This window comes from Microbacterium testaceum, assembly GCF_020781835.1.
Classification (GTDB): Bacteria; Actinomycetota; Actinomycetes; order Actinomycetales; family Microbacteriaceae; genus Microbacterium; species Microbacterium testaceum_H.
In genome coordinates, this window is sequence record NZ_JAJGNJ010000008.1 from 78,962 (window position 1) to 97,568 (window position 18,607).

At 70.8% G+C, this 18,607-nt stretch carries 17 protein-coding genes; 12 read left to right on the top strand and 5 right to left on the bottom strand.

Annotated features, from left to right (window positions below; translation table 11 throughout):
* Positions 1–56: 56 nt before the first annotated feature.
* Both LL239_RS12630 and LL239_RS12635 read left to right on the top strand, forming a co-directional pair.
* Positions 57–1,079, top strand: coding sequence for a YihY/virulence factor BrkB family protein (locus LL239_RS12630; RefSeq protein ID WP_228163794.1), 1,023 nt, complete (start codon positions 57–59; stop codon positions 1,077–1,079).
* Entirely contained in the window at positions 1,076–1,804 is a 729-nt protein-coding gene (locus tag LL239_RS12635) for an NAD(P)H-hydrate epimerase (protein WP_228163795.1), read from the top strand. Before LL239_RS12630 ends, LL239_RS12635 begins: the two co-directional genes overlap by 4 nt.
* Here LL239_RS12635 and LL239_RS12640 read toward each other — a convergent pair.
* A complete protein-coding gene (locus LL239_RS12640) occupies positions 1,792–2,547 on the bottom strand; it encodes a glutamine amidotransferase (RefSeq protein ID WP_228163796.1) in 756 nt (251 codons plus the stop codon). The genes LL239_RS12635 and LL239_RS12640 overlap by 13 nt on opposite strands.
* A gap of 68 nt (positions 2,548–2,615) precedes the next feature.
* Here LL239_RS12640 and LL239_RS12645 point away from each other — a divergent pair, with 68 nt between their 5' ends.
* Together LL239_RS12645 and LL239_RS12650 are read left to right on the top strand one after the other, a co-directional pair.
* The gene (locus tag LL239_RS12645; protein WP_228163797.1) at positions 2,616–2,843 is read left to right on the top strand and encodes a response regulator; all 228 of its coding nucleotides are present in this window, start codon (positions 2,616–2,618) and stop codon (positions 2,841–2,843) included.
* Positions 2,840–3,481, top strand: coding sequence for a CYTH domain-containing protein (locus LL239_RS12650; protein WP_228163798.1), 642 nt, complete (start codon positions 2,840–2,842; stop codon positions 3,479–3,481). Before LL239_RS12645 ends, LL239_RS12650 begins: the two co-directional genes overlap by 4 nt.
* An 87-nt stretch (positions 3,482–3,568) precedes the next feature.
* Here LL239_RS12650 and lpdA read toward each other — a convergent pair whose 3' ends face one another.
* Together lpdA and LL239_RS12660 are read right to left on the bottom strand one after the other, a co-directional pair.
* Positions 3,569–4,966 (bottom strand): dihydrolipoyl dehydrogenase, encoded by a 1,398-nt coding sequence (gene lpdA, locus LL239_RS12655; protein WP_228163799.1) that lies wholly within the window; start codon positions 4,964–4,966, stop codon positions 3,569–3,571.
* Between the two features lie 9 nt (positions 4,967–4,975).
* A complete protein-coding gene (locus tag LL239_RS12660; protein ID WP_228163800.1) occupies positions 4,976–5,617 on the bottom strand; it encodes a copper resistance CopC family protein in 642 nt (213 codons plus the stop codon).
* 258 nt (positions 5,618–5,875) lie between these two features.
* Here LL239_RS12660 and LL239_RS12665 point away from each other — a divergent pair, with 258 nt between their 5' ends.
* The 3 genes from LL239_RS12665 to LL239_RS12675 all read left to right on the top strand — a co-directional run bounded on the left by LL239_RS12665 (position 5,876) and on the right by LL239_RS12675 (position 7,695).
* A complete protein-coding gene (locus LL239_RS12665; protein WP_228163801.1) occupies positions 5,876–6,370 on the top strand; it encodes an FHA domain-containing protein in 495 nt (164 codons plus the stop codon).
* Positions 6,370–7,056 carry a transcriptional regulator FtsR gene (gene ftsR, locus LL239_RS12670; protein ID WP_228163802.1) on the top strand — a complete coding sequence of 229 codons (687 nt, stop codon included), beginning with the start codon at positions 6,370–6,372 and terminating at the stop codon, positions 7,054–7,056. The genes LL239_RS12665 and ftsR overlap by 1 nt, the downstream gene beginning before the upstream one ends.
* A gap of 96 nt (positions 7,057–7,152) precedes the next feature.
* Positions 7,153–7,695, top strand: coding sequence for a MerR family transcriptional regulator (locus tag LL239_RS12675; RefSeq protein ID WP_077049868.1), 543 nt, complete (start codon positions 7,153–7,155; stop codon positions 7,693–7,695).
* A 127-nt stretch (positions 7,696–7,822) separates the two neighbouring features.
* Here LL239_RS12675 and LL239_RS12680 read toward each other — a convergent pair whose 3' ends face one another.
* Positions 7,823–8,635 carry a ParA family protein gene (locus LL239_RS12680; RefSeq protein ID WP_228163803.1) on the bottom strand — a complete coding sequence of 271 codons (813 nt, stop codon included), beginning with the start codon at positions 8,633–8,635 and terminating at the stop codon, positions 7,823–7,825.
* Positions 8,636–8,703: 68 nt separating this feature from the next.
* Between LL239_RS12680 and LL239_RS12685 the strand changes: the two genes are divergently transcribed.
* Genes LL239_RS12685 through LL239_RS12695 form a run of 3 tightly spaced genes read left to right on the top strand, consistent with a single transcriptional unit; the run spans position 8,704 to position 14,861 of the window.
* Positions 8,704–12,111, top strand: coding sequence for a pyruvate carboxylase (locus tag LL239_RS12685; RefSeq protein ID WP_228163804.1), 3,408 nt, complete (start codon positions 8,704–8,706; stop codon positions 12,109–12,111).
* 48 nt (positions 12,112–12,159) lie between these two features.
* The gene (locus LL239_RS12690; protein ID WP_228163805.1) at positions 12,160–14,373 is read left to right on the top strand and encodes a nucleotide-binding protein; all 2,214 of its coding nucleotides are present in this window, start codon (positions 12,160–12,162) and stop codon (positions 14,371–14,373) included.
* Entirely contained in the window at positions 14,370–14,861 is a 492-nt protein-coding gene (locus LL239_RS12695) for a peptide deformylase (RefSeq protein WP_228163806.1), read from the top strand. Before LL239_RS12690 ends, LL239_RS12695 begins: the two co-directional genes overlap by 4 nt.
* 99 nt (positions 14,862–14,960) lie before the next feature.
* On the opposite strand, the gene LL239_RS12700 is transcribed toward LL239_RS12695, so the two are convergent.
* Positions 14,961–16,787: an AMP-dependent synthetase/ligase gene (locus LL239_RS12700; protein ID WP_228163807.1), complete on the bottom strand. Its 1,827-nt coding sequence runs from the start codon at positions 16,785–16,787 to the stop codon at positions 14,961–14,963.
* 159 nt (positions 16,788–16,946) lie between these two features.
* Here LL239_RS12700 and LL239_RS12705 point away from each other — a divergent pair, with 159 nt between their 5' ends.
* Together LL239_RS12705 and LL239_RS12710 are read left to right on the top strand one after the other, a co-directional pair.
* A complete protein-coding gene (locus LL239_RS12705; protein ID WP_228163808.1) occupies positions 16,947–17,882 on the top strand; it encodes an ROK family glucokinase in 936 nt (311 codons plus the stop codon).
* A gap of 2 nt (positions 17,883–17,884) precedes the next feature.
* Positions 17,885–18,598 carry a lysophospholipid acyltransferase family protein gene (locus LL239_RS12710; protein ID WP_228163809.1) on the top strand — a complete coding sequence of 238 codons (714 nt, stop codon included), beginning with the start codon at positions 17,885–17,887 and terminating at the stop codon, positions 18,596–18,598.
* Positions 18,599–18,607 lie beyond the last annotated feature (9 nt).

Consider the following 18,607-nt stretch of genomic DNA (forward strand, 5'->3'; position numbering starts at 1 on the left):
ATTCGCCGTCCGGTCAACCCCGTCCGGACAGAACCGGCGCCCCCTAGCCTGGAGCAATGGCTGACCTCATCCGCCGCGTCACCGCGTGGGCGCTGCAGCGGCGTCTCGTGCGCGCGTACCTCGTCTATTCGGGGCGACGCGGACCCATGCTCGCCGACAGCGTGACCTATCGCACGCTCTTCAGCGTCTTCGCCGGGGTCCTCATCGGCTTCTCGTTCGCGGCACTCTGGCTCTCGGGCAACCCGGACGCGCTGTCGGCCCTCGTCCGCGCGGTCGACGGCGTCATCCCCGGCCTGGTCGGTCCCGACGGTCTGATCGACGTCACCGCGATCCAAGCACCCGCCGGCTTCACCGTCGCCGGCGTCGTGGGATCCATCGGTCTGATCGGCGCCGCGATCGGAGCGGTCGGCTCGCTCCGTTCGGCGTTGCGACAGATCGCGGACGTCACGACCGAGGACACGTTCATCGTGTGGGTGCTCCTGCGCAATCTCCTGATGGCGATCGGCATCGGCGTGGCGCTCGCCGCCGCGGCGGGCGTCACTTTCCTCGCCACGGCGGGGCTCACCGTCGTCCGCGACCTGCTCGGCATCTCGGCGGACTCGTGGGTCAGCGGCATCCTGACCTGGCTCATCTCCACGATCGTGGTGCTCGCCCTCGACACCGCCGTGATCGCCGCGGCGTTCGCGCTGCTGTCGGGCCTGCACGTGCGGCGGGCGACGCTGCTGCGCGGCGCCCTGCTCGGCGGGGTCGGGCTCGTCGCGCTGCAGCAGCTGTCGGGTCTGTTCGTCGGGGGAGCAGGCAGCAACCCGCTCCTGGCCACGTTCGCGGCCCTCATCGCCCTGCTGCTGTGGCTGAACCTCTCCAGCCAGGTCATTCTCCTTGCGGGCGCGTATATCACCGTGGGGCACGAGGAGGACGAGGACCGCGTTCGCGCGAAGTACGGGGCTGCCACCCTGATCCAGTTCCGGGTTCAGCGCGCCGAGAGACAGGTGCAGGCGGCGGCGAGCGAGTTGAACGCCGCCCGCGAGGCTGCGGTGCACGAACGCGAGACGCTCGAGAAGCAGCGGTCGCCGTCGTGATCCCGATCGGCCCCGGCGGGGGCGGACGCGTGCTGGCGTACACCGCCGACGCGATCCGCGCGGCGGAGGCCCCCCTCCTGGCCGCCGGGCGTCCGCTCATGCGCGAGGCCGCGCGTGCTCTGGCGCGTGTGGTGGAAGAGGAACTGGCTGTGCACCCCGGTCCCGTCCTGGTCCTCGCGGGTTCCGGCGACAACGGTGGGGACGCGCTGTACGCCGCCGCGGAGTTCGCCCGGGCGGCGCCTCGCGTCGACATCGTGCTCACTCGCGACCGGGTGCACCGCGAAGCGCTCGACAGTGCGCTGGCCACGGGCGCGCGCCTTCGCGACGCCTCGGACATCTGCGCCGCCGCCGCCGACCACGTCCTGGTGGTCGACGGCATCCTCGGCATCGGCGCCTCCGCCGATTCCCGGTTGCGGGGGACCGCCCGCGCCGTCGTCGAGGTGCTGCGCCCCGCGGTCGTCGATGGGCGCGTGCGGGTGATCGCCGTCGACGTCCCGAGCGGTCTGCACCCGGACACCGGGGAGACGGATGCCGCGGTGCTCCCCGCCGAGATCACGGTGACGTTCGGAGCCGTCAAGGCGGGACTTCTGCGCGGGGACGGCCCGGGGCTCGCCGGCCGGATCGTGCTCGTCGACCTCGGGCTGGAACCGCAGCTGCGCCGCGTGCGACCCGCGTTCACCGCGGCTGTGCCCGTCGTGCGGCGGACCCCGGCTCAGCGGGCGTAGCGCTCGACGAACGCGCGCAGGATGCGGCCGGTGGCCGTCACGGGTGCGCTCCGCACGGCGGCCAGGGTGAGATCGAGCTCGTCCGGCGCGAAGTATCCGTACGACGCGTACGCGTGGATGCGCGTGACGATGCCGTCGAGGTCGAGCTCGGGGTGGAACTGCGTGGCGTAGACGTTTTGGCCGACCCGGAACATCTGGACGGGGCACGTGGCCGAGGACGCCAGCAGAGTGGCGGTGTCCGGGAGCGCGGCAATGGCCTCCTTGTGCCCCACGAACGCCGGGAAGGTGTCGGGCATCCCGGCCAGGAGCGGATCGGCACGCCCCGCGTCCGACAGCGAGACCTCGACGACGCTGATCGGCTCGGCGTACGTGCCGTCGATCGGAGCACCCAGGTGTGTGCCGAGGGTGCCCACCCCGTAGCAGGCGCCGAGGAACGGTGCGTCGCGAGCGACCACCGCGTCGACGAGCGCCGCCATCTCGGCTTCGACGCGTCGCTGCACCGCGGATTTCTTCTCCCACGGATCGGAGGCGTTGAACGGGCTGCCTCCGACCACGATCCCGGCGACCTCGTCGAGGTCGATCTCGGGCATCGGCTCGCGCTCCAGCCGCACGCGCCGCAGACGCTCGGGCGGCAGACCCGTGAAGCGGAGGAAGAGCGCGTACTCCTCGTCGGCGGGGAGGTCCTGCGCCCGGGTCGCGAGGAGCAGGAACGGCTTGTCGCCGGGGAGGTCCGCGCTCGTCACCCGAGCGAGTCTAGGGGAGGGGTGTCAAGGCGCGGACCGCGCCGGAGTGGCCGGTCTACGCTGGGCCCATGGCTATCGCACGACTGACCGGAGGCCCGCTCGACGGGCAGGTGATCCCGCTCGAGAACGAGTCCGACGACACGCTGATCATGCCCTACAGCGAAGGACAGCTGGTCTACCGCCGCGACGGCGGGCTCGAGAACACCGGCGACTCCGACGGGCCGACCCAGGCGGTCTTCACCTACATCGAGGAGACCGAGGAGATCAATCGCGAAGCGAACGAGCGCGACGATTGAGCGCAGCATCCCCGGGGTCGTCGTCGGTCGAGATCGAGTCCACGTACGACGTCGACGTCGACACGCCCCTTCCTGACTGGTCGAACCTCCCCGGGGTCGTTCGCGTCGGCGACCCGGAGCCGCGTGACCTCGACGCCCGCTACGTCGACACGGCCGACACCCGCCTGGCCTGCGCGGGTGTCGCCGTACGGCGCAGGCAGGGCGGACCCGACGAGGGCTGGCACATCAAGGCCCCCGCCGCAGGCGGGCGGTCCGAGACCCACTGGCCGTTGGGTCGCGTCGACGACCCCGATGCCGATCCGGTGGTCCCCGACGAGATCCAGGATGCCGTCGTCGCCTGGGCGCGAGGTCCGTTCGTGCCGCTCGCGCGCGTGCGCAACCACCGCACCGCCTATGCTCTGCTCGACGCAGAGGGCGGCGTGGTCGCGGAGTTCGTCGACGACCGTGTCCGTGCGCGCGACGAGCGCCGCGGTGTGGAGTCCGAATGGCGCGAGTGGGAGGTCGAACTCGGTCCCGCCGGGCCGGCGGACGAGACGGGTCGTGCGGCGCTGTTCGCCGCCGTGGACGCCGCGGTGTTCGCCGCGGGCGGTCGGCCCGCGGCATCCGCGTCCAAGCTCGCCCGCACCCTCGGACACTGAGCCCGCCCTCCGACCTGAACGACCGACGGCCCCCGTCCCCGCTCCGGAGAGCGGGACGGGGGCCGTCGATCGTTGCGACCGGTCGGGTCAGAGGTTGATCATGTGGCCGACGAGACCGTGGAAGGCTTCCTGCAGGCCCTCCGACAGTGTCGGGTGGGTGTGCACGTTGCGCGCGGCCTCGAGAGCGGTGAGGTCCCACTTCTGGGCGAGGGTGAGTTCGGGGAGGAGTTCGGAGACGTCGGGGCCGATGAGGTGGCCGCCGATGAGCTCGAGCGTCTCGGCGTCGGCGACGAGCTTGACGAACCCGACGGGCTCGCCCAGGCCGTTGGCCTTGCCGTTGGCCGAGAAGGGGAACTTCGCGACCTTGATGTCGTGGCCGGCGTCGCGGGCCTGCTGCTCGGTGAGGCCGAAGGAGGCGACCTGCGGGTTGCAGAAGGTGGCGCGGGGCATGTTGCGGTAGTCGCCGAGGGTCTGCGTCTCGGCGTTCCCGATGGTTTCGGCGGCGACGACGCCCTGGGCTTCGGCGACGTGCGCGAGCTGCAGCTTGGCGGTGACGTCGCCGATGGCGTAGATGTGGGGGACGTTGGTGCGCATGTGGTCGTCGATGTCGATCGCACCACGCTCGGTGAGCTTCACACCGGTGTTCTCCAGGCCGAACCCGTCGACCTTGGGGGCGAAGCCGATGGACATCAGCACCCGGTCGGCGTCGATGGAGCCCTGCGCGCCGTCCTTGCCGGTGTAGGTGACCGTGACCTTGTCGCCGTGGTCGGTGATCGTCTCGACCTTGGTGGAGGTGAGGATGTCGACGCCGTAGCCCTTGTACTGCTTCTGGATCTCTTTGGAGACCTCGGCGTCTTCGTTGGGGAGGGCCCGGTCGAGGAACTCGATGATGGTGACCTTCACGCCGTAGTTGGTCATCACGTACGCGAACTCCATGCCGATCGCGCCGGCGCCGACGATGACGATCGAGGAGGGGAGCTCGCGGTTGAGGATCTGCTCCTCGTAGGTGACGACGTTCTCGCTCAGGGTGACCCCGGGGAGCAGTCGGACGGTGGAGCCGGTGGCGATGATGACGTTGTCGAAGGTGACCTGCTCGGTCGACCCGTCGGCCTTGGTGACCTTCAGGGTGTGGTCGTCGGTGAAGTGGCCGCGGCCTTCGTACTCGGTGACCTTGTTCTTCTTCATCAGGTAGTGGATGCCCTTGACGTGTCCGGCCGCGACCGTGCGGGACCGGTCGAACGCCTTCCCGAAGTCGAAGTGCACGTCGCCGGAGATGCCGAACAGGTCGGCCTTGGCGTGGAAGGTGTGGGCGAGGTCGGCGTTACGCAGCAGCGCCTTCGAGGGGATGCAGCCCACGTTCAGGCACACACCGCCCCAGTACTTCTCTTCGACGATCGCGACCGACAGCCCCAGCTGCGCGCCGCGCACGGCCGCGACGTACCCGCCGGGACCCGCACCAAGAATGACCAGATCGTAATGAGGCATGCGGAAAGCCTATCGCTCGACGCTGCCGGCTGAGCCGCGTCCGGTGGAGCCCCCGCGGGCCCGTGCGACGAGCAGCCAGACGAGGGCCCCGATGACCAGGACCAGGGCGACGGCGAGCAGGATCCACGGCAGAGGAGAGGCATCCGAGGTGTTCTCCGCCGGCGCCGGTGTCGCCGTGACCGTCACGGTCGGCTCCGGCGAGGGCGTCGTCGACGGGGAGGCCGTGGGGGTCGGGGTCGCCGTGGGCGTCGGGGCGCTCGGGACGGTGAAGGAGAACGTGCCGTCGATGGGGTGCCCGTCGCTGGAGACCACACGCCAGACGGCGGTGACGGCGCCGGACGCCGGGCCTGCCAGGGCCTGCGTGACGACGGTGCCCGCGACCTCCGGTGCGCCGTCGGTGAGGACGGTGCCTTCGGCATCCGTCACCTGGATGACGGTCGCTCCCTCCGCATCGAGGACATCTGCGCTGAACGTGAGGGTGATCTGGGCGGGCAGCGCGTCGAGGACCGCGTCGGCGGAAGGGTCGGACGACACCAGCTCGTCGTGCGCGGATGCAGGCGCGGCGGGGGCCAGAAGCGCCGCGAGCGCGACGGCGACGGTGGCCAGGACGGCGGGCAGGGCGCGCCGACGCGGCGCGGAGGTCGTGATCACGCCACCGACCCTAGCGAGCGCACTCGTACGGGGCCTGGGAACGAAGGCCCGGGGCGGGTGACACGCGCAGCGGCCCGGACTCGACAGGGCCGACCCCGGGTGGATAGGTTCGAGTGTCCCCCGTCGAACCGAGCCGCTGCCCGAAAGCGGTTCGGTCTCCGATGTCGGGAGAAGACGTACATCCCATGACCTGTGCGAGGGTCGATCGACCGCTCCAGCTCGGAGTCGGTCGGCTATGGTGGAGAAGAAGGAGAAGCCGTGGACGAGACCCGCAGATTCGAGCGCGATGACATTCGACGCGCCGCGGACGCCGCCGCGTCCGATCGGTCGCACGACACGACTCAGACGTTCGGCCACGATGCCGATCTTTCTTTCGTCCCGTTCGGTGCCGACCTCACCGAGGCCGAGCTCGAGGCGATCGACGCGCTGCCCTCGGGTGCGGCGCTGTTGATCGTGCGCTCCGGTCCGACGACCGGTGCCCGCTACCTGCTCGACACCGACGTCACGACCGTCGGCCGGCATCCCGAGGCCGACATCTTCTTCGACGACGTCACCGTGTCCCGCCGGCACGCCGAGATCACCCGCGCCGGCAGCGCCTTCGAGATCGTGGATCAGCGCTCGCTGAACGGCAGTTACGTCAACGGCGAGCGCGTCGACCGCTCCGCGCTGGTCAACGGTGCCGAGGTGCGTATCGGCAAGTTCCGGCTGAACTTCTTCGGCTCGCCCGTCGACCTCCCGTCGGCAGAGCACTGATGGCGGCAGCCCCCGCCCGCGGTCGTCCGGCGGCCTCGGGGCTGTTGAGCATCGGACAGGTCCTCGCGCGACTCACACCGGAGTTCCCCGCGCTGTCCTCCAGCAAGCTTCGCTTTCTCGAGGTGCAGGGCATCGTCTCGCCCACGCGGACGGAATCGGGCTACCGGAAGTTCTCGCCCGCCGACCTGGAACGTCTGCGTGTCGCGCTGACGCTGCAGCGCGACCACTACCTCCCCTTGGCGGTCATCCGCGACTACCTCGCCGACGTCGACGCGGGCCGCAACCCCGCCCCGCCCACGGCGATCGCGTCGATGACCAACGCCCCCCGGCGCTACCGTCGCGACGAGCTGTTGTCGGCGGCGGGCGCTGCCCCGCAGCTGCTCAACGACGCGATCAGCACCGGCGTGATCACGGGAGCCGAGACCTACTCCGAGCAGACCGTGGCCCTGCTGCGCACGCTCGTGGCGTTGGATCGCCACGGCATCGAACCGCGGCACGTGCGGTCGCTGCGGCAGAGCGCCGAGCGCGAGGCCGCCCTCGTCGAGTCGGCACTGGCGGCGCTGCTGCGTCGCCCCGACGCGGCCTCCCGCGCGCGGGCGAGCGAGCTCGCGCCCGAGCTGGCCGCGCGTCTGGACGAGGTGCGGACCCTGTTCGTGCGCGAGGCCATCGACCGGATGCTGTCCTGATCGCGACACGCCGACCCCCTCGGGCCGGATGTCGTTGCCGGGGGCCCCTCGCTGATCTAGCGTGGAAGCAACGAGCCGATGAGGAGGGACGCGAGCATGAACGCTGGCGACGCACTCGGTGAACCCCGCTTCGCCACCGATCTCCTCTTCACCGACGGACTGCCCGAGATGGACGACGACACGGGCTACCGTGGAGCGGTCGCGGCGCGGGCCGCCGGGATCACGTACCGCCAGCTCGACTACTGGGCCCGCACCGAACTCGTCGTCCCCACCGTGCGCGGAGCGAGCGGTTCCGGTTCGCAGCGGCTCTACGGCTTCCGCGACATCCTCGTGCTCAAGCTCGTCAAGCGCCTTCTGGACACCGGCATCTCGTTGCAGCAGATCCGCACGGCCGTCGATCAGCTCCGGGCCGCCGGGATCCGCGACCTGGCCGGCACCACCCTGATGAGCGACGGCGCGTCGGTCTACCTGTGCACCTCGAACGATGAGGTGATCGACCTCGTCAGTCGTGGCCAGGGCGTGTTCGGCATCGCCGTGGGCAAGGTCCTGCGCGAGGTCGAGTCGACGCTCGTGGACTTCGAGTCCGCGACCGAGGCCGTCGACGAGCTCGCCGCGCGTCGCGCCGCTCGCACCGCCTGACGCGACCCCGGAGACGTCGGAACCTCGGACGCCTCGGCATCCGGGGATCCTCTGACGAGCACGACGCGCACGTCGACCGGGCCCGTCGCCGTGCCACGGGGCGACCCGCCCGCTGCGACAGACGCGGCTAGGACTGCGGGGTGTCGCCGGCGACGGGGATGCGGCCGGTGCGGACGATGCGGTCGAGCAGCGCGTCGAAGTCGGCGGCCAGTTCCTGCGCGGAGTCTCCGGGCCACACGTGCAGCGGCTTCGCCGCGCCCTGCGCCTGCTGCAGCGACGTGCGCTCGGGCAGCTGGGGGTTCAGGACGAGGGGGCCGAACATGTCGCGCAGCTCCTTGATGCGGAACTGGTGCTCGATCGACTGCGGGCGGACGCGATTGACCACGACACCCAGCGGCTGCAGACGGGGGGAGAGGCCGCGCCGGATCTCTTCGATGGCGCGCAGAGCGCGGTCGGCGGCGGCGACGGAGAACAGGCCCGGCTCGGTGACCACGATGACGCGGTCGCTCGCCGCCCACGCGGTGCGCGTCAGCGCGTTCAACGACGGGGCGCAGTCGATCAGGACGAGGTCGTATTCGGACTCGATCGTGGCGAGGGCCTCCTCGAGCTTCCACACGTCGCGGACGCTCGGGTGGGGTCCGTCGAAATTGATCGCCGAGGGACTGCCGATGAGCACGTCGATCGTGCCGGGGTGGACCTTGGCCCAGCCGCTCGAGGTGATCGCCTGACGGACGACCTTCTCTTTCGGGTTGGCCAGGACGTCGGCGATGTTCAACCGGCCGGCGACCTGGATGTCCATGCCGGTGGACACATCGGACTGCGGGTCGAGGTCGACGACGAGGGTGCGAACGCCACGTGCGAAGGCGGCGGATGCCAGCCCGAGCGTCACGGTCGTCTTGCCGACCCCGCCTTTCAAAGAGCTGACGGAGAGTACGTGCACGAGCGTCTACGTTACCTTCCCCTAGGCTGTGAGCACATTCAGCTCCGCCTGCTTGACGTGAGGTGTGCATGTTCTCGAAGATCCTGGTCGCCAACCGCGGAGAGATCGCCATCCGGGCGTTCCGCGCCGCCTACGAGGTAGGAGCCCGCACCGTCGCGGTCTACCCTTACGAGGATCGTGCCTCCCTCCACCGGCTGAAGGCCGACGAGGCGTATCAGATCGGTGAACGCGGGCATCCGGTGCGCGCCTATCTCGACGTCGACGAGATCATCCGCGTCGCCCGCGAGTGCGGGGCGGATGCCATCTACCCCGGCTACGGCTTCCTGTCGGAGAACCCGGAGCTGGCCGAGAAGGCCGCCGCCCACGGCATCACCTTCATCGGTCCGCCGGCCGCGGTGCTGTCGATGGCGGGCAACAAGGTCACCGCCAAGGAGCACGCGATCGCCGCGGGCGTCCCCGTGCTGAGGTCGACGGCGGCCTCCGACGACGTCGACGCACTGGTCGCGCAGGCCGAGGGAATCGGGTTCCCGTTGTTCGCCAAGGCCGTCGCCGGCGGCGGCGGTCGGGGCATGCGCCGTGTCGAGTCGCCGGGCGAGCTCGCCCCGGCGCTGGCCGAGGCCATGCGCGAGGCGCAGAGCGCCTTCGGCGACCCGCGGATGTTCCTCGAACAGGCCGTGCAGCGCCCGCGTCACGTCGAGGTGCAGATCCTGGCGGATGCCACCGGCGAGAACGTCCACCTGTTCGAGCGCGACTGCTCGGTGCAGCGCCGCCACCAGAAGGTCATCGAGATCGCGCCGGCGCCGAACCTCGACGACGCCGTGCGGGAGGACCTCCACCGTTACGCCGTCGCGTTCGCACGCTCGATCGGCTACCAGAACGCCGGGACGGTGGAATTCCTGCTCGAAACGGCGGGCCCGCGGGCGGGCGAGGTCGTCTTCATCGAGATGAACCCCCGCATCCAGGTGGAGCACACCGTCACCGAGGAGGTCACGGACGTCGATCTCGTGCAGTCGCAGATGCGCATCGCGGCCGGGCAGACCCTCACCGACCTCGACCTGACCCAGGACCGCATCCGGTTGCGGGGCGCGGCGCTGCAGTGCCGCATCACGACCGAGGACCCCACGCAGGGCTTCCGTCCCGACACGGGCAAGATCACGACGTACCGGTCGCCGGGCGGAGCGGGGGTGCGCCTCGACGGCGGCACCACCGCCGCCGGTTCGCAGATCAGCCCCCACTTCGACTCGATGCTCGCCAAGCTCACGTGCCGCGGGCGCGATTTCGGGGCGGCGGTCGCGCGGGCACGCCGCGCCCTGGCGGAGTTCCGCATCCGCGGCGTCTCGACCAACATCCCGTTCCTGCAGGCCGTGCTCGACGACCCCGCGTTCGTCGCCGGCGACCTCAGCACCTCCTTCATCGACGAGCGTCCCGAGCTGCTGAAGGGCCGCGAGTCGAAGGACCGCGGCACCAAGATCCTGTCCTGGCTCGTGGACACCACGGTCAACCGCCCGAACGGCGAGAACCCGCTGTCGGTCGATCCGGGCAGCAAGCTCCCCGCGATCGATCTGGTCGCGCCGGCGCCGGCCGGTTCGCGACAGCGTCTGCAGGAGCTCGGGCCGGTCGGGTTCGCGCGCGCCCTGCGCGAGCAGACCGCCCTCGCCGTCACCGAGACGACCTTCCGCGACGCTCACCAGTCGCTGCTGGCCACGCGCGTGCGCACGCGCGACCTCGCCCGCGTCGCGCCCTACGTCGCGCGCCTGACGCCCGGGCTCCTCTCGGTCGAGGCGTGGGGCGGCGCGACGTACGACGTCGCCCTGCGTTTCCTCGGCGAAGACCCGTGGGAACGGCTCGACGCGCTGCGTCAGGCGCTGCCGAACGTCGCGATCCAGATGCTCCTGCGGGGGCGCAACACCGTCGGGTACACCCCGTACCCGACGGAGGTGACGGATGCCTTCGTCGCCGAGGCCGCGGCATCCGGGATCGACATCTTCCGGATCTTCGACGCGCTCAACGACGTCTCGCAGATGAGGCCCGCGATCGACGCGGTGCTGGCCACCGGGTCCGCCGTGGCCGAGGTCGCCGTCTGCTACACCGGGGACCTGCTCGACCCGCGCGAGGACCTGTACACGCTCGACTACTACCTGCGGCTCGCTGAGCAGATCGCGGCGGCGGGCGCCCACATCCTCGCGGTCAAGGACATGGCGGGACTCCTGCGCCCGGCCGCAGCGGCACGCCTGGTCGCGGCGCTGCGCGAACGGTTCGACCTCCCCGTGCACGTGCACACGCACGACACCGCAGGCGGTCAGCTCGCGACACTTCTCGCCGCTTCGGCGGCGGGGGCGGATGCCGTCGACGCCGCCGCGGCTCCCCTGTCGGGCACGACGAGCCAGCCGTCGCTGTCGGCCCTCGTCGCCGCGCTCGCCCACACCGAGCGCGACACCGGCCTCGACCTGGCTGCGGTCTCCGACCTCGAGCCGTACTGGGAGGCGGTGCGTCATCTGTACCGCCCCTTCGAGTCGGGCCTGCCCGGTCCCACGGGGCGGGTCTACCACCACGAGATCCCGGGCGGGCAGCTGTCGAACCTCCGCCAGCAGGCGATCGCCCTCGGCCTGGCGGACGACTTCGAGCTCATCGAGGACATGTACGCCGCGGCCGATGGCATCCTGGGGCGGGTTCCGAAGGTCACCCCGTCGTCGAAGGTCGTGGGCGATCTCGCCCTGCACCTCGCGGCGGTCAAGGCCGACCCGGACGATTTCGAACGCAGTCCCGAGAAATACGACATCCCGGATTCGGTCGTGTCGTTCATGGCGGGCGAGCTCGGCGACCTCCCGGGCGGGTGGCCGGAGCCGTTCCGGTCCAAGGTGCTCGCCGGTCGCGACGTGAAGGTGGGCGTCACGGCGCTCACCGATGAGGACACGGCGGCTCTCGCGGGCGATTCGGCGACGCGTCGGGCACGGCTGAACTCGCTGCTCTTCCCGGCGCCGACCCGGACGTTCCTCGAGACGCGAGCGACGTACGGCGACCTCAGCGTCCTCGACACCGCCGACTACCTCTACGGCCTTCGCGCCGGAGGCGAGCACACGGTCGAGATCGAGCGCGGCGTGCAGCTGTTCGTGGGCCTCGAGGCGATCGGTGATGCCGACGACAAGGGCATGCGCACTGTCATGACCACGCTCAACGGGCAGTTGCGCCCGGTGTTCGTGCGTGATCGCTCCATCGACGTCGAGGCGCGGCAGGCGGAGAAGGCCGACACGTCCAAGCCCGGCCAGGTGGCAGCGCCGTTCTCGGGTGTGGTGACTCTCAAGGCCGCGGTCGGAGACCGCGTCGCCGCGGGTCAGCCGGTGGCTTCGATCGAGGCGATGAAGATGGAGGCCGCGATCACGAGCCCGGTCGACGGCGTCGTCGAACGCCTCACCGTCGGGGCCACGCAGCAGGTGGAGGCCGGCGACCTTTTGCTCGTCGTCCGTCCGGCGCAGTAGCCTGAAAGGGGGCGCTCTTCGCGCCCCCTTTCCCTTTTGGAGACTGCAGTGACCCCCGACCGCACCGACGAGACCCCCGACGACGGCGCCGAACACGGTGTCCTCGACGACAGCGGATCGCTCGAAACGTCCAGCATCAGCATCCTGGGCGGACACATCGCACAGGTCAACGTCGACCTGCCCGTGTCCGACGAGGACGACGTCGACGACGACGTCGTCGAAGACGAGATGCCGATCATCGACCCCGAATCCCGCGGCTTCGAGGTCGTCGGCATCGTGCACGTGCCCGATGCCGGCGAGCCGCCGCTGCTCACGCACGTCCCCGAACCCGAGGTCGCCGCACCCACGCGCGACCCCGAACTCGAGGAACTGCACACCGGCGACATCATCCTCGAGCCGCACGACGCGGCCGAACCGGACGACGCCGGCGCCGAGGTCCACGACGCCGAGATCGTGCCCGACGAGGGCGCCGCTGAGCCGGCCGGCGGGGATGCCGCGGCCGACCCGAGCGAGGCGACGCCGGACGAGAACGCGGACGCGGCTGCCGCCTCGCCCGATCACGACGGCGCCGGCGAGCCGTCCGACGTCGACGACGCCGACGACCTCGACGCGGAGGACCGCCCGGCCGATCCCGTCGCCGACGAGCCCGAGCCCGTCGGCGAGGAGCCCGAGCCCGTCGCGGCCGAGCACACGGAGCCCGAGGGCGCCGACGCGGCGGATGGCGTCGGCACGGCCGATGGTGCCCACGCGGCCGATGACGCTGACGAGCCCGAGCACGCCGAACCGAGCGAGCCCGCCGACTCCATCGAGCCGCCCGCCGCCGCCGCGCCGGAGCCCGCCGACTCCATCGAGCCGCCCGCCGCCGCCGCGCCGGAGCCTGCCGACGACACCGCCGTGCGCGCCGACGACACCGCCGTTCCCGCCGCGGGGAAATTCGCCGCACCGGAGCCCGCCGCGGACGCCGCCGGCGACCTTGCGACGCCTGCCGCGGAGCAGGCGACCGCACCGGAGGGCACCGATACGCCCGAGCCTGCGGACGCGGTCGAGCCGGGATCCGCCGCGCGCCCTGCCGCTGCACCCGAGCCCGCCGCCGCATCGGCGCCGGAGTCCGCTCCCGCGACCGGCCCCGTGCCCCGCACCCGCGCCGAACGGGCCACCACCGGCGTGATCGGCACCGTTCCGCTGACGCGCCGCGAGGTGCACCAGGCCGACGAGGCGGCGCGCGCCAGCCGCGTCCACGCGACGGAGCGGGTTCGCACACCCGGCACCGATGTGACACTCACCTCCAAGCGCCTCGGCGAGATCGACGACAGCCGCGAGAGCCCCGATCTGCTCACCGCGGATCGCCTGCTCGATCCGCGGCAGATCTCCCGTCCCGAACCGGAGGGACTGTGGCAGCAGCTGGTGTACTCGGTCTCACGGCACCGCATCAACCTCGGCGACGGTCGCCGCGCGCGGGCGCGTAAAGACCTCGACCGCCGGATCGCGACGCCTCTGCCGGGTGACGCGCGTTTCGTTCCGGTGCTCTCGCGCAAGGGCGGGGTCGGCAAGACCACGGTGACCTCGCTCCTGGGCATGGCTCTCGCCGACGCGCGCGACGACCGTGTGATCGCGGTCGATGCCAACCCCGACCGAGGGACCCTCGCCGATCGCGTCGGCCGGCCCAACGGTCGGACCGTCCGCGATCTCGTGCGCGCGCACGACGAGATGGAGGGATACAGCGACGTGTCGTCGATCGTGGCTCGCGATACGACGCGCCTGGACGTCCTGGCATCCGACTCCGATCCCCGTGTGTCCGAGGCGTTCAGCGACGAGGACTATCGCCGAGTCGCCGATGTCGCCGCGCACTATTACTCCATCGTGCTCACCGATACCGGTACCGGCATCGTGCACTCCGTCATGGAGGCCACCCTCGAGCTCTCCGACTCGCTCGTGGTGGTGGCGGGGCTGTCGGTCGACGAGGCGCGGCTGGCATCCGAGACACTCACCTGGCTGGAGACCAACGGCTACGCCGACCGGGTCCGCAACGCCGTCGTCGTGCTCAACACCGCCCGTCCCGGCGCGCCCCTCGTGCGCGAGAGCGAACTCGAGGCGCACTTCCGCACCCGTGTGCGGGCCATCATCCGGATGCCGTACGACGCCCACGTCGCCGCCGGCAGTGCAATCGTGTTCCGCGACCTGCAGCCTGCGACACGGCAGGCCGCGCGCGAGCTCGCCGCGGCCGTGGTGGAGGGCCTGCGCACCCCGGCGGCCGTGGCATGACTGTCCGTCCCATCCGCCTCTTCGGTGACCCCGTCCTGCGCGCGCCCAGCGCGCCCATCGAGGTGATCGACGACGGCATCCGCGCCCTCGTCCGCGACCTCCTCGACACCGTCCAGCCCCCGGGTCGGGCGGGAGTCGCCGCACCGCAGATCGGCGTCGGCCTGCGCGCCTTCAGCTACAACATCGACGGTGACATCGGGTACGTGCTGAACCCCGTCCTGGTCGAGACGCGGGGCGAGCCCGAACCGGTGGGGGAGGGATGCCTCTCCGTGCCCGGGCTGTGGCATGAGGCGCTGCGTCACCCCTGGGCGAAGGTCGTCGGCACCGATCTCGACGGCAATGAGGTCGTGCTCGAGGGGGACGGTCTGCTGGCGCAGGCGCTGCAGCACGAGACCGACCACCTCGACGGAAAGCTGTACCTCTCACGTCTTCCGGCCGACAGCCGCCGCGAGGCCATGCGCCAGATCCGCGAGAGCGACTGGTTCTGACTCCGCGCATCCCGTCCTGAGAACAGGGGATGCCACGAGAACAGGCCGATCCGCGAAGGATCGGCCTGTCCTCGTATCCGGGCCTGTTCTCGCGGGCGGTCAGGGGAGCGAGACGTTGGTGGTGTTGATCGGCACCGCGTAGATGTCTTCGATGGCATCGGCGAAATCGCTGACGATCACGTTGCGCTTGATGCTCATTTTCGGCGTGAGGTGCCCGCTGGCCTCGGTCCACTCCGTGGGGAGGATCGTGAACTTCCGGATCGACTCGGCGCGTGAGACGCGAGTGTTCGCACGATCGATCGCGCCCTGCACCTCGGCGCGCACCGTCTCGTTCTTCGCCGCGTCGGCGAGCGACATGTCGGCGGGGAGGCCGTTGTTGGCCAGCCACGTGGGCAGCATCTCGGGGTCAAGCGTGATGAGGGCGGAGATGAACGGCTTGTGGTCCCCGACCACGACGACCTGACCGACGATCGGGTTGGCGCGGATCGGGTCCTCCAGGGCCGCGGGGGCGACGTTCTTGCCGCCGGCGGTGACGATGATCTCTTTCTTGCGCCCGGTGATCGACAGGAAGCCGTCGGAGTCGAACGCGCCGATGTCGCCCGTCTTGAACCACTCGCCGTCGAACGCCTCGGCCGTGGCCTCGGGATTGCGCCAGTACTCGGAAAAAACGTTGATGCCGCGCACCTGGATCTCGCCGTCGTCGGCGAGGCGGATACCGACGCCCGGGAGGACCGGTCCGACGGTGCCGATCTTGGACTTCGTCGCGAGGTTCACGGTCGCGGGTGCCGTCGTCTCGGTCAGGCCGTAGCCCTCGAGGATGACGACGCCGAGGCTGCGGAAGAAGTGCCCGAGGCGCGGGCCGAGCGGAGCGGATCCCGACACCGCGTAGACGACGCGCCCGCCCATGGCTTCCCGCAGCTTGGAATAGACGAGCCGATCGAAGAGGGCGAACTTGATCTTCAGCAGGAACGGGATGGGCTTGCCCTGCTGCTGACGCTCGGAGTGCTCGACGGCGGCCGCGGCCGCGGCGCGGAAGATCTTGCCCTTGCCCCCCGCCTCGGCTTTCTGCTCGGCGGAGTTGTACACCTTCTCGAACACGCGCGGGACCGCCAGGAGGAACGTGGGCTTGAAGGTCCCCAACGCCGGCAGCAGCTGCTTCGTGTCGGGCTGGTGTCCGGTCTTCACGCCGGCGTGGACGTTCAGCAACGAGATGAAACGCGCGAACACGTGCGCGGTCGTGATGAACAGCAGGGTCGAGGCTCCCGGGGTCTCGACGACCTCGTGCAGCGCCTTCGCCGAGTTGCGCGCGAGTTCGACGAAGTTCCCGTGCGTGAGGACGCAGCCCTTCGGGCGTCCGGTCGACCCCGAGGTGTAGATGAGCGTGGCGATGTCCGAGCTGTTCGCGATCGAGCGTCGCCGCGCGATCTCGGCGTCTTCGACGGACGTCCCGCGCGCCACGAGCGCGTCGAGGTCGCCGGCGTGCATCGCCCACACCTCGCGCACGAGCGGAAGGTCGCTGCGGACCTCGTCGAGGCGCTGACCGTGCTCGGTGGACTCCACGATGGCGGCGATCGCGCCCGAGTCGGACAGGATCCACGAGATCTGCGAGGGCGAGCTCGTCTCGTACACCGGCACCATGACGGCACCGGCGTAGAACAGAGCGAAGTCCACGAGCGTCCAGTCGTAGGTCGTCCGGGCGATGAAGGCGACCTTCTCGCCGGGCTGGATGCCGGCGGCGACGAATCCCTTGGCCAGGGCGATGACCTGCTGCTCGAAGTCGCGCGCGGACACGTCGCGCCACCCGGCTCCGTCGGGAACGGCGAACAAGGGCCGGTCGGGTGTGGCTGCCACCCGGTCGGCGAGCAGATCGGACGTGTTCGCGCTCGGGTCGGCGGGAACGACCGGGGGAAGGTCGAACTGGATCACGGCAACTCCTTTGTGTACCGGAAAGAAGGTCTATCGGTCCATCGAGTCTAGTCGCACACCGCCGCGGAATCAGCGGTCCCCGGCGGTGTCGGCGCGGGTGCGCCGCGATGGCTAGACTGCTGCGGGCCGAGCCGCGGGGCGGGCCGGAGGGGAGCGCGGGTGCGCAACATCGGTATCGACATCGGCGGCACGAAGATCGCCGGTGGCGTCGTCGAGGAAGACGGCACGATCGTCGAGAAACTCCGCGTGGACACCCCGATCGATCCGGCCGCTCTCGTGGATGCCGTGGTCGACATGGCCGATCACCTGCGCCGGGCGTACGAGATCCGCGCCATCGGAGTCGCGGCCGCGGGCTTCATCAGCCGCGACCGCAGCACCGTCATCTACGCCCCGAACATCGACTGGCGCAACGAGCCGCTGCGTGCGCGCCTGGAGGGCCGCCTCGGAGCGCCCGTGACGATCGAGAACGACGCCAACGCCGCCGGCTGGGGCGAGTACCGCTTCGGCGCGGGCCGCGGCGTGCGGGACATGGTCATGCTCACGATGGGCACGGGGGTCGGCGGTGCCGTCGTCACCAACGGTGAGCTCTTCCGCGGCGGTCACGGCATCGGCGGTGAGCTGGGGCACATGCGCTTCGTGCGTGGCGGCCTGCCGTGCGGGTGCGGCCAGAACGGATGCCTCGAGCAGTACGCCTCGGGGCGCGCGCTGCAGCGCGAGGCGAACGCCATCGCGGACGACGGCGGTATCGGCGCGGCTTTGGCCGCGGTGCGCGCGGAGAAGGGGGCCATCCCCGGGCCCGCGGTGTCGCGCCTCGTGCTGGCGGGCGATCCGGGTGCCGTCGAGGCGTTGCGCCGTGTCGCGACGGCTCTCGGCGAGGCCTGCGGGGGGTTCCAGGCCGTGCTCGACCCGGAGCTGTTCGTCATCGGCGGAGGAGTCGCCCAGCTCGGTGCCGACCTCCTCGTCCCGGTCCAGCTCGCGTACGAGACGTCGCTCCCGGGGTACGGTGAACGTCCGGTGGCGGAGTTCACGATCGCGCGACTGGGCAATGACGCCGGTCTCATCGGGGTCGCCGACCTCGCAGGGAAGGAACGCTGACGATGTTCTACTGGCTCATGAAGTACGTGGTCATCGGGCCGGTCATCAAGGCCGTGTTCCGTCCGTGGATCGTGGGCCGGCGCAACATCCCTCGGGAGGGTGCGGCGATCCTCGCCAGCAACCACCTGTCGTTCTCCGACTCGATCTTCCTGCCTCTCATGATCGACCGGCGCATGGCGTTCCTCGCCAAGAGCGATTACTTCACGGGCAAGGGTCTCAAGGGCTGGGCCACCCGGCTCTTCTTCACGGCGACGGGCCAGCTGCCCATCGATCGCTCGGGAGGCAAGGCGTCCGAGGCGTCCCTCAATACGGGTCTGGGCGTCCTCGGCCGCGGGGAGCTGCTCGGCATCTACCCCGAGGGCACCCGGAGCCCCGACGGCACGCTGTACCGCGGCCGCACCGGTATCGCCCGCATGGCGCTCGAGGCGCGGGTCCCCGTCATTCCGGTCGTGATGGTGGACACCGGCGCGATCATGCCGATCGGCCAGCGCGTGCCGCGGGTCGGGCGCGTCGGCATCGTCATCGGGGAGCCGCTGGACTTCTCCCGGTTCGAGGGCATGGAGAGCGACCGCTACATCCTGCGCTCCGTGACGGACGAGATCATGGTGGCGCTGCAGCGTCTGGGCGAGCAGCGGTACGAGGACGTCTACGCCTCCACCGTGAAGGACCGTCTGGCCAGCGCTCAGGCGGCGAAGGCGCCGTCGGGCCGCCACTAGACTTCAGGG

What these genes read in the sequence shown, in the direction of transcription:
- LL239_RS12710 (WP_228163809.1), top strand. Translation starts at nt 17,885, where the DNA reads ATGTTCTACTGGCTCATGAAGTACGTGGTCATCGGGCCGGTCATCAAG.
- LL239_RS12675 (WP_077049868.1), top strand. Translation starts at nt 7,153, where the DNA reads ATGAACGCTGGCGACGCACTCGGTGAACCCCGCTTCGCCACCGATCTC.
- lpdA (WP_228163799.1), bottom strand. Translation starts at nt 4,966, where the DNA reads ATGCCTCATTACGATCTGGTCATTCTTGGTGCGGGTCCCGGCGGGTAC.
- LL239_RS12630 (WP_228163794.1), top strand. Translation starts at nt 57, where the DNA reads ATGGCTGACCTCATCCGCCGCGTCACCGCGTGGGCGCTGCAGCGGCGT.
- LL239_RS12685 (WP_228163804.1), top strand. Translation starts at nt 8,704, where the DNA reads ATGTTCTCGAAGATCCTGGTCGCCAACCGCGGAGAGATCGCCATCCGG.
- LL239_RS12695 (WP_228163806.1), top strand. Translation starts at nt 14,370, where the DNA reads ATGACTGTCCGTCCCATCCGCCTCTTCGGTGACCCCGTCCTGCGCGCG.
- LL239_RS12645 (WP_228163797.1), top strand. Translation starts at nt 2,616, where the DNA reads ATGGCTATCGCACGACTGACCGGAGGCCCGCTCGACGGGCAGGTGATC.
- ftsR (WP_228163802.1), top strand. Translation starts at nt 6,370, where the DNA reads ATGGCGGCAGCCCCCGCCCGCGGTCGTCCGGCGGCCTCGGGGCTGTTG.